A 9,795-nucleotide genomic window follows, 5' to 3' on the forward strand; every position below is an offset into this window, starting at 1 on the left:
CCGGGAAGCAACAACCCACAATCCCCTACCCCAGATACTCAATCACCGACAGCCCGCCGTTATAGTCGGTGCTGTAAATAATTCCCTGCGCGTCGACGAACACGTCGCAGGACTGGATCACCCGCGGGCGGCCTGGGCGGGTATCCATCATTTTTACCGGTGCGGCAGGCACCAGCGCCCCGGTTTCCACCGGTCGATAAGGGTTGGAAATATCGTAAGCGCGAACGCCCGCGTTCTGATAAGTGGCGAAAATCAGCGTTGAGCTGACAAAGCTGCCGGGACGATTCTCATGCAGGTTATGCGGGCCAAAGTGCGCCCCTTTCGCCACGTAGTCAGCTTCGTCCGGCTGCGGGAAAGTGGCGATACTCACCGGATTCGTCGGGTCGCGAATGTCGAACAGCCAGATCAGCTTCTCGCCATCCTGCTGGTTATCCAGCACCGCCTCATCAAGCACCACCAGCAGATCCCGATCCGGGAGCGGCAGCGCGGTGTGGGTGCCGCCGCCAAACGGCGGGCTCCAGTTACGGTGGCTAATCAGCTTCGGCTGGGTGCGGTCCTGCACATCGAGCAGGGTCAGGCCACCGTCGCGCCAGCTGCCGTAGGCGGTGTCGCCGGCGATAATCGCGTGATGCAGGGCATAGCGCTTACCTTCCGGCCACTGCGCGGTCTCCCCCGCCGCCTGGTTCATCCCCGGCAGCCACCAGCGCCCGGCGACCTCCGGCTTGCGCGGGTCGGCCAGGTCGATAGTCAGGAAAATGTAGTCGCTAAAGCCGTCAATCAGCGCGGAAACGTAGGCCCAGCGTCCGCCGACGTACCAGATTCGGTGGATACCGATGCCGTTAAGCGACAGAAAGGCGATCTCTCGCGGTTTATCCGGAGTGGAAATATCAAAAATCCGCAGCCCGGCGCTCCAGCCCCTATCCCGTACGTCGCTGACCGTCTCGCCCACCGAACGGGTGTAGTAAACCTTCTCGTCGGCGAAGCGGGCATCGGCGAACAGATCCCGGGCGTTGATCACCAGCAGCAGATCATCGTGCGCCTGTAAATGGACGTTCCAGGTACCGGGCGGCGCGGCGATGTAGTTGACCGTTTGCGGATGTTTAGGGTCGCGCACGTCCACCACGGAAAAGCCCTGCGAGACCATATGGCCGATATAGGCAAAACCACGATGGACCATCAGCTGAACGCCGTCCGGGCGTCCCCCCTGATCGCTATGCCCGATCAGCCGCATATTGAGGCTGTATTCTGGTGTTGGCAAAACACTCATTTGTTTTTCGCTTCCAGGGTAGCGAACCACGGGGCGATAAAGTCTTCGGTCTGGCCCCAGCCCGGGATAATTTTACCCAGCGAGGCGACGTTAACCGCCCCCGGCTGCGCCGCCAGCAGCGCCTGCGGGATCGCCGCCGCCTTAAAGTCGTAGGTCGCAGGCGTCGGTTCCCCGGCAATCTTATTGGCGATCAGGCGCACGTTGGTGGCGCCGATAAGCTTCGGATCCACCGCTACGCTCACCTTCCACGGGCTGCCGGATTCGCGCATCAGCTGCAGATCCTGGTTGGAAATGTCGATGCTGTAGAGTTTGATCTCGGTGCGGCCGTTCTCTTTCAGCGCTTTATAGGCACCCTGGCTGAACGCATCCCAGGTTCCCCAGATGGCATCAATTTTACCTTTCGGGTATTTCGCCAGGATCGCGCCGACCTTGTTGGCGGTATCGCCCTGCACGTCGGAAGAGACCGCGCCGATGGATTCCAGCTCTTTGATGCCGGGGTTTTGTTTAAGCAGCGTCTGGTAGGCCGCCTGGCGACGCTCCATCGGCGGGAAACCCGCAACCCACAGTTTGACGATATTGGCTTTGCCGTTGAAATCTTTCACCAGCTGGCCAAAGGAGAGCTCGGTCAGCGAAGCATCATCCTGCTGGGTGACGGTGACGCCCGGGATCTGGCCGTTTACCGCGGTATCGAAGACCGAGACTTTGATCCCGGCGTCCACCGCTTTTTTCACCAGCGCGGTGGCGTAGGGGTCGCGCCCCTGAGAAAGGATAATGCCGTCGTATTTCTGGCTAATCGCCTGGTTAACGAAGTCCTGGAATTTGGCGTCATCACCGTTGCTGAGGAAGGTACTGATTTTAAAGCCGAGCTTTTTCCCCTCCTGGATCGCTCCGGAGACAAACTGAGTGGTGTTATCGTCCGAGCCCAGGTTGCGGATCACCGCAATGCGAATCGGCCCGCTGTGTTCAGCAATGGCAGCCGGAAGCGGCGTCGGGGTTTCAGCAAAGGCCGCCGCAGCGTTGAACAACCCCAGCGCGATGAGTGAAAACGTTATCTTTTTCATAGTGTTTCCTTTTTGTTACCCTAAATAATTCGAATTGCAGGACGGCGGCAAGTAAACGAATCCCGATGAGCTTACATAAGTAAGTGATTCGGGTGAGTGAACGCAGCCAACACACCTGCAATTTGAAGAATGACGGGTAAAATTTTAGATGCGGCGCTGAAAATAAGTCAGTGCGAGCGCGCCAGCCAGCACCAGCCCTTTAATAATGTCCATCGCGTAATAGGGCACCGAGAGCATCACCAGGCCGTTGGAGAGCACGCCTAAAATGACCGCCCCCACCAGCGTACCGAGCGCGTTCGGCTTACCGGAACCGGCCAGCGAGAAGCCAATCCACGCCGCCGCCACCGCATCCATCAGGTAGCCGCCGCCGGCGTTCACCTGCGATGAGCCGATGCGCGACGCCAGCAGAATGCCGCCGAGCCCCGCCAGCAGAGAGGCGATGACGTACGCCGCCACTTTGTAACGGGTGATGCGCAGGCCGGAGAGGCGCGCCGCTTCCGGGTTGCCGCCGATGGCGTACATCCGCCGTCCGTGGGTGGTAAAAGAGAGCGCCAGCTGAGCGATAACGGTCACCACCAGCATAATGATCACTATCGTTGGCACCTGCCCCAGCGAACCGAACGCCGCCGGAATCGCGCCTTCCGCCATATCGCCGCTCGGCAGCACCATGTTTTCGGTGATCGACCCGCCGTAGCTGTAGGTCATCGCCACGCCCTGAATCACGAACAGGCTGGCAAGCGTCGCCAGCATGTCGGGAATACGCAGGATCACGATCAGAAACGCGTTAAACAGCCCCACTAAGGTACAGAGCGCCAGGGTGATAAGGATCGCCTCGGTGGTGCCGAAGCCGTGCCAGACAAACAGCGAAATCACCAGCGCATTGGCCAGCGAGGCGGTGGAGCCCACGGACAAATCGAAACCGCCGATGGTCAGCGATATCGATACGCCGATGGCGATCACAGTCACGATGGCGATGGAACGCAGGATGTTGATGATGTTAAACGGGTCGAGGAAGTTGTCCGACGCCAGGCCAAAAACGGCGATCAGCAGGACGACGGTCAGCAACATGCCCCATTTGTAGAGAAAATCGAAAAATCGCTGACGGCCCGATACCGTCGCGTTAACTGCCAGGGCCTTACTCACGCTGCTGCTCCTCCGGTGGAGTAATAAAGAATGTTCTCTTCCCGGGCCTCTGCGCCCGGAATTTCCGCCACGATGCGTCCATCCCACAGCACGCAGATGCGATCGCACAGGCCGACCAGTTCGGCGAACTCGCCCGAGGCGTAAATCACCCCTTTACCTTCCCGCGCCAGGCCGTCGATCGCGTTGAAGAGGTCCGTTTTGGCTTTGACGTCGACCCCTTTGGTCGGCTCATCGAAAATCAGGACGTTGGCGTTGCCGCGCAGCCATTTGCCTATCGCCACTTTTTGCTGATTGCCGCCGGAGAGACGGCGCAGGGTTTGCGCCGGACCCGATGTCCGAATGCCCACCCGGGCGATCACCTCTTCCGCCCAGCGCCAGGCCTGACGATGGCCAAACAGGCTCCAGCGGGAGAAGCTGCTATCGGCGCTGACCGCCAGGTTCATCGCCACCGGCTCTTCGATAAAAATGCCCTCTTTGCGCCGCTCTTCCGGCACCAGCGCCAGACCGCGCGCCACCGAGTCCGCCGGGTCGCGCGGTCGCCACGGCTGGCTGTTCAGTTCGCCGCGGGTCAAACGGCTTTTGCTGGCGCCAAACAGCGCCTTGCACAGCTCGGTTTTCCCGGCGCCCGCCAGCCCGGCGATCCCCAGAATCTCCCCCTTGCGCAGACGCAACGAGATATCCTGCAGCAGCCCTTCGTCGTGCAGCCCTTCAACCTGTAGCAGCACCTCATCGCTATGCGGCGGCCGCTTCGGCGGAAAGATATCGCTCAGCTCATGCCCGAGCATCTTCTCGACGATCTGCTCGCCGCTCAGGTCGGCCATCGGCCCGCTCTCAATCAGCCGGCCGTCGCGCAGCACCGTCAGGGTGTCGCAGACCGCTTTTAATTCATGAATGCGGTGCGAGATAAACACGATACCAATGCCCTGCCGCTGCAGGCGGCGAACCACCGCAAACAGGCGCTCGCTTTCGTTTTGGTCCAGCGGCGCGGTCGGTTCATCGAGGATAAGAAAGCGGCAGTGATGCGACAGCGCGCGGGCCAGCAGGATTTGCTGTTTTTCCGCCAGCGTACAGCTGTCGATGGAGCGGCGTACGTCGAGGCTGACGTCAAGCTGAGCCAGCGCCTCGCGCGCCAGCTGGCGCAGCCGCCCCCAGCGGAAGGCGATCCCCGGCTCCGCCAGCCTGTCGAGCATGATGTTTTCCGCGATGCTCAGGCCCGGGACCAGCGCCACGTCAACCTCCTGCTGCACCAGATGGATCCCCAGCAGTTTGGCATCGCGCGGCGAGCGAATGCTTACCGACTGGTTGTTAATCACCACCTCGCCTTCGTAATGGGCGTGCGTGCCGCACAGCACCGCCATGAGCGTGGACTTACCCGCGCCGTTGGCGCCGGTCAGCGCATGCACCGATCCCCCCGTCAGGGTGAAAGCCACGTTGCTGAGCGCCCGAAAGCCGGAAAAGGCCAGGCTAATATTTTGCATCTCAAGGCGATTGCCGGTCATCCCCTGCACCCTGTCGATTAATGTTCTGATTTAACGAATTTTTCATAGCTCTCCTTGACTGACAAATGCATAAAAGGCATAAGATAAAGCGAAATAATATTAGCCATCCGGATGTCCAGACATAACATCGGGTTAGCGAAACAGCACAAGGACAACATTGATGAGTCACAGCGATATCCGCGTGGTCCCCGGCCCCGCCAACTACTATTCCCATCCCGGCAGCCTTGCCCGGCTGCAGGATTTTTACAGCGAAGAACAGCTTTCACGCGCGGTGTGGGTTTACGGCGAGCGGGCTATCGCGGGCGCGCAGGCTTTCCTGCCGGCAGCGTTTAACGCGCCTGGCGCCAAAAAAATATTATTTAAAGGCCACTGCAGCGAAAGCGACGTCAGCGAGCTGGCCCGCGCATCCGGCGACGATCGATCGGTGGTGATTGGCGTGGGCGGCGGCGCGCTGCTCGATACCGCGAAGGCGCTGGCCCGTCGCCTCGGCCTGCCGGTGGTGGCCATCCCCACCATCGCCGCCACCTGCGCGGCGTGGACGCCGCTGTCGGTGTGGTATAACGATGCCGGTCAGGCGCTGCAGTTTGAAATCTTCGACGACGCCAACTTTCTGGTGCTGGTGGAGCCGCACATTATTCTTAACGCGCCGGCGGAATATCTGCTGGCGGGCATCGGCGATACGCTGGCGAAATGGTATGAAGCGGTGGTGCTGGCTCCGCAGCCGGAGACGCTGCCGCTCACCGTGCGCCTGGGTATCAACGGCGCGCTGGCGATCCGCGATGTTCTGCTGGAAAGCAGCGAAACCGCGCTGGCCGACCAGCAGCGCGGCGAGCTGACCCAGGCGTTTCGCGACGTGGTGGATGCGGTTATCGCCGGCGGCGGTATGGTCGGCGGGCTGGGCGAGCGCTATACCCGCGTCGCCGCCGCCCACGCGGTGCACAACGGGCTGACGGTACTGCCGCAGACCGAGAAGTATCTTCACGGGACCAAAGTCGCCTACGGCATTCTGGTCCAGAGCGCCCTGCTCGGCCAGGACGACGTGCTGGCGCAGCTGGTGCAGGCGTACCGGCGCTTTAATCTGCCGACTACGCTGGCGGCGCTGGAGGTGGACATCAACAACCGCGAACAGCTGGATAAGGTGATTGCCCATACCCTGCGCCCGGTGGAGTCCATCCATTTTCTGCCGGTTGAACTGAACGCCGAAACCCTGCGCGCGGCGTTTGAGAAGGTCGAACGTTTCGCCGGTTAATCCCCCGTTTTATTCGCCTCTGCCGCCCGGCGGAGGCGCTTTCGAGCCGCCTCGCAAAGCCGATGTTTCTGTCTTCGCCAGAAGACGATTCTGCGTTAGGGTACCCTCATAAGAAAATAACAAACTTATCTTATAAACTTATTATTTTCTTATGTTCAACTGAGGTGTACAGTGGAGGTACATAGCATGCTCATCTGGTCAAAAGTGGCAAAAAAGGAACTGGCAAATATCGATTATCGCTATCAGCAGAGAATCAAAAGCAGGCTAGCTGATTTAGGTGACCGTACGGCTCCTCGGCCCGATGTCAGAAAGTTATCTAAACCAGAGAATCATTACCGTCTTCGGGTAGGGGATTATCGGGTCATTTTCACACGTCAGGGGCTGACGCTGAGCGACCTGTTTATCGTGTCCGTTAAGCGCAGAACCTCAACAACCTATTTGCATGAGGAGAATATGCCATATGGCTGTTCAGATAATTAAGGATGATGAAGGGAAAGCGCAGTACGCGGTGATCCCCTACGACGAATACTTCCAGATGTGTTTGCAACTAGCCGAGCTGGATGATGAAACGGAAGCCGATCTTGAAGATATTCCGGTAGAACACGATATCTACGACAACGTGATGCTGCCGGGTGACGTCTGCGACATCATGGATAAAGAGAAAGTCAGCCTGCAGGCGGCCTGGCGCATTTTGCGCGGCCTGTCGCAGCAGGAGGTGGCCAATAAGCTCGGGATTAGCCAGTCGGCGGTATCCCAGCTAGAAGCTATCGACTCCCGCCCGCAAAAGCGCACCCGCGAAAAGCTGGCGGCAATATACGGCTGCACCCAGGAGCAGATCAGCCTGTATCTGCCAAAAGAGGGTTAACAGCACTTCGCGCCGCCTTTACCGCCGTAGCGCGCGTCCTGACGCTCGCGAAAAAACTCTTCATAGGTCATCGGCGTTTGTTCCGGATGGGTCGCGCGGATGTGCTCCACGTAGTTGTCGTAATCCGGGACGCCGATCATCATTTTCGCCGCCTGGCCTAAATATTTTCCGGCTTTCGAAAGGGTATCAAACATTTTCAACTCCCATCATCGCCCCCCTTCTCGTAAAGGAGGGCGATAACGTCATGGCTTAGTGGGCGCGTTTCGCCTGGGTCACCAGGCTATCAGCATCAGCAGGCATCGCCTGGTAAGGGGTCTCTTTCGCCGTCGGTTTGTCCTCTTTCAGCGCCGCCAGCGCGGTCTTAATCGAGAACAGCGCCAGCACGACCACCACCACCATAAAGAAGATGGTCAGCCCGGCATCCAGACGGTTGTTAAACACCAGCTGCGCCAGCTGCGATTCGGTGTACTGCGGCGGAATATTGCCGCTGTCAATCATCGCCTGGAACTTGTTGGCAATCGCCAGAAAGCCCACTTTGGTATCGGTGCTGAACGACTTCTGCCAGCCCGCGGTCAGGGTACAGATCAGCAGCCAGGAGGTCGGCAGCAGCGCGACCCAGGCATAGCGCTGGCGCTTCATCTTAAACAGTACCACCGCGCAGAGCATCAGCGCCATCCCCGCCAGCATCTGGTTGGCAATACCAAACAGCGGCCAGAGGGTGTTGATGCCGCCAAGCGGGTCAACCACGCCCTGATGCAGGAAGTAGCCCCACGCCAGCACGCACAGCGCCGTGGCGAGAAGGTTCGCCGGCAGCGAGCTGGTTTGCTTCAGGCCCGGGCTAATCACCCCGAGCAGATCCTGCAGCATAAAGCGCGCCGCGCGCGTGCCGGCATCCACCGCGGTCAGGATAAACAGCGCCTCGAACAGAATCGCGAAGTGATACCAGAAGGAGACGTCCATCAGGCCGCCCAGCGAACCGTGCAGAATATAGGCCATGCCCACCGCCAGCGTCGGCGCGCCGCCCGCACGGGAGATAATCGACTGTTCCCCCACTTCGGTCGCAATCTGATTAAGCGTATCCGGCGTCACGGTAAAGCCCCAGCTGCTCACCACCTGTGCCGCCGACGCTACCACATCGGTCACGCCCGCCGGGGCCAGCACCGCCATCGGGCTGTTCATCGCGAAGTAAACGCCCGGGTCGATAATACAGGCCGCCACCAGCGCCATAATCGCCACGAAGGACTCCATCAGCATGCCGCCGTAGCCGATAAAGCAGGCCTGGCCTTCATTAGCCAGCATCTTCGGCGTCGTGCCGGAGGCAATCAGGGCATGGAAGCCGGAAACCGCGCCGCAGGCGATGGTGATAAACAGGAACGGGAACAGGCTGCCGCTCCATACCGGGCCGGTGCCATCGATAAATTTGGTCAGCGCCGGCATCGTCAGCGTCGGGCGCATAATCAGAATACCAATCGCCAGACCGACAATGGTGCCGATTTTCAGGAAGGTGGAGAGGTAGTCGCGAGGCGCCAGCAGCAGCCAGACCGGCAGCACCGCGGCGATAAACCCGTAGCCCACCAGAATCCAGGTGAGCTGTACGCCGGTGTAGTCAAACCACGGCGCCCAGGTCGGGCTTTCCGCCACCCAGCCGCCGGAAATGATGGCGAACACCAGCATCACCAGGCCAATCACCGACACCTCGCCAATGCGCCCGGGGCGCAGATAGCGAATATAGATCCCCATGAAAATCGCCAGCGGGATGGTAAAGGCCACGGTGTAAGTGCCCCACGGGCTGTGGGTCAGCGCTTTCACCACGATCATCGCCAGTACCGCGAGGATAATCACCATGATCATAAAGCAGGCCACCAGCGCCAGTACGCCGGCGGTCGGGCCCATCTCCTCTTTCACCAGCTCGCCGAGCGAACGTCCGTCGCGACGGGTGGAGACGAACAGCACCATAAAGTCCTGTACCGCTCCGGCCAGCACCACGCCCGCGAGGATCCAGATCATTCCCGGCAGATAGCCCATCTGCGCCGCCAGCACCGGACCAACCAGCGGCCCCGCGCCGGCAATGGCCGCAAAATGGTGACCGAACAGCACTTTCTTATCGGTTGGAACGTAGTCGAGGCCGTCGTTGTGACGCACCGCCGGAGTCATGCGCGTCGGGTCGACCGCCAGCACGTTTTTAGCGATATACAGGCCGTAAAAGCGATAGGCGATCAGATAGACGCAGACTGCCGCGACGACAATCCACAGCGCGTTAATCTGTTCACCCCGGTTTAGCGCGATATAGCCCAGGGCAAAGGCTCCGATAACGGAGAGCAGTGTCCAGATGAGGTATTTCCCTGAATTATTCATCATTGTGTTCCACAGGTAGGGTAATCAGGATGTTACAAGTTGTTTCTAGAACACAATGGAAGTTTTAACAACTTTGAAACGTTGCAGATGTCGCCTGACGGCAAGGATTTATCTCACATTGCAAGCGAGATCACTTCTGGCAGGAAAATGGATGAAAACGGGGAGGGATAATCTGTCACTGCATCGCATCCTGCTTCCCCGGAGGCGGCGCTTGACGCGCCTGTCCGGGCTACCGGTCCGCAGACGACGGTGAACCCGTAGCCCGGGTAAGCGCAGCGCGACCCGGGAAGAAGCCGCACCGATGCATTCATCCCGGCGTATCCCCGGGTTGCGGCGTAAACGCCTTACCCGGGCTA

At 59.7% G+C, this 9,795-nt stretch carries 9 protein-coding genes; 3 read left to right on the forward strand and 6 right to left on the reverse strand.

The genetic code is table 11. The features are described from left to right. Positions 1-25: 25 nt before the first annotated feature. The 4 genes from ABLU88_RS16005 to ABLU88_RS16020 form a co-directional block, all read right to left on the reverse strand. A complete protein-coding gene (locus ABLU88_RS16005; protein ID WP_348837085.1) occupies positions 26-1,267 on the reverse strand; it encodes an LVIVD repeat-containing protein in 1,242 nt (413 codons plus the stop codon). Next, on the reverse strand, positions 1,264-2,328 hold the full coding sequence (locus ABLU88_RS16010; RefSeq protein ID WP_014228368.1) for a sugar ABC transporter substrate-binding protein: 1,065 nt from the start codon (positions 2,326-2,328) through the stop codon (positions 1,264-1,266). The genes ABLU88_RS16005 and ABLU88_RS16010 overlap by 4 nt, the downstream gene beginning before the upstream one ends. 144 nt (positions 2,329-2,472) lie before the next feature. Continuing rightward, complete coding sequence (locus ABLU88_RS16015; protein ID WP_049071013.1) at positions 2,473-3,471, reverse strand: ABC transporter permease; 999 nt, start codon at positions 3,469-3,471, stop codon at positions 2,473-2,475. Beyond that, entirely contained in the window at positions 3,468-4,970 is a 1,503-nt protein-coding gene (locus tag ABLU88_RS16020; RefSeq protein ID WP_049071011.1) for a sugar ABC transporter ATP-binding protein, read from the reverse strand. The genes ABLU88_RS16015 and ABLU88_RS16020 overlap by 4 nt, the downstream gene beginning before the upstream one ends. A 160-nt stretch (positions 4,971-5,130) precedes the next feature. Here ABLU88_RS16020 and ABLU88_RS16025 point away from each other — a divergent pair, with 160 nt between their 5' ends. The 3 genes from ABLU88_RS16025 to ABLU88_RS16035 all read left to right on the forward strand — a co-directional run bounded on the left by ABLU88_RS16025 (position 5,131) and on the right by ABLU88_RS16035 (position 7,084). Further along, complete coding sequence (locus tag ABLU88_RS16025; RefSeq protein WP_014228365.1) at positions 5,131-6,219, forward strand: oxidoreductase; 1,089 nt, start codon at positions 5,131-5,133, stop codon at positions 6,217-6,219. Positions 6,220-6,405: 186 nt separating this feature from the next. Further along, on the forward strand, positions 6,406-6,699 hold the full coding sequence (locus tag ABLU88_RS16030) for a type II toxin-antitoxin system RelE/ParE family toxin (protein WP_071889425.1): 294 nt from the start codon (positions 6,406-6,408) through the stop codon (positions 6,697-6,699). Then, positions 6,680-7,084: a helix-turn-helix domain-containing protein gene (locus ABLU88_RS16035; protein ID WP_004100084.1), complete on the forward strand. Its 405-nt coding sequence runs from the start codon at positions 6,680-6,682 to the stop codon at positions 7,082-7,084. Before ABLU88_RS16030 ends, ABLU88_RS16035 begins: the two co-directional genes overlap by 20 nt. On the opposite strand, the gene ABLU88_RS16040 is transcribed toward ABLU88_RS16035, so the two are convergent. Together ABLU88_RS16040 and cstA are read right to left on the reverse strand one after the other, a co-directional pair. Then, positions 7,081-7,278 carry a YbdD/YjiX family protein gene (locus tag ABLU88_RS16040; protein ID WP_004130340.1) on the reverse strand — a complete coding sequence of 66 codons (198 nt, stop codon included), beginning with the start codon at positions 7,276-7,278 and terminating at the stop codon, positions 7,081-7,083. The two genes, ABLU88_RS16035 and ABLU88_RS16040, sit on opposite strands and share 4 nt — an antisense overlap. Before the next feature lie 55 nt (positions 7,279-7,333). Then, positions 7,334-9,439 (reverse strand): pyruvate/proton symporter CstA, encoded by a 2,106-nt coding sequence (gene cstA, locus ABLU88_RS16045; RefSeq protein ID WP_014228363.1) that lies wholly within the window; start codon positions 9,437-9,439, stop codon positions 7,334-7,336. Positions 9,440-9,795 lie beyond the last annotated feature (356 nt).

This window comes from Klebsiella sp. GW_Kp182 (assembly GCF_040062275.1).
In the GTDB taxonomy this organism is placed as follows: Bacteria; Pseudomonadota; Gammaproteobacteria; order Enterobacterales; family Enterobacteriaceae; genus Klebsiella; species Klebsiella michiganensis.

Bases quoted from the DNA above. Each gene is read 5' to 3' on its own strand.
- ABLU88_RS16010 (WP_014228368.1), bottom strand. From the start codon at position 2,328: ATGAAAAAGATAACGTTTTCACTCATCGCGCTGGGGTTGTTCAACGCT.
- ABLU88_RS16025 (WP_014228365.1), top strand. From the start codon at position 5,131: ATGAGTCACAGCGATATCCGCGTGGTCCCCGGCCCCGCCAACTACTAT.
- ABLU88_RS16020 (WP_049071011.1), bottom strand. From the start codon at position 4,970: ATGACCGGCAATCGCCTTGAGATGCAAAATATTAGCCTGGCCTTTTCC.
- ABLU88_RS16040 (WP_004130340.1), bottom strand. From the start codon at position 7,278: ATGTTTGATACCCTTTCGAAAGCCGGAAAATATTTAGGCCAGGCGGCG.
- cstA (WP_014228363.1), bottom strand. From the start codon at position 9,439: ATGAATAATTCAGGGAAATACCTCATCTGGACACTGCTCTCCGTTATC.
- ABLU88_RS16005 (WP_348837085.1), bottom strand. From the start codon at position 1,267: ATGAGTGTTTTGCCAACACCAGAATACAGCCTCAATATGCGGCTGATC.
- ABLU88_RS16030 (WP_071889425.1), top strand. From the start codon at position 6,406: ATGCTCATCTGGTCAAAAGTGGCAAAAAAGGAACTGGCAAATATCGAT.
- ABLU88_RS16035 (WP_004100084.1), top strand. From the start codon at position 6,680: ATGGCTGTTCAGATAATTAAGGATGATGAAGGGAAAGCGCAGTACGCG.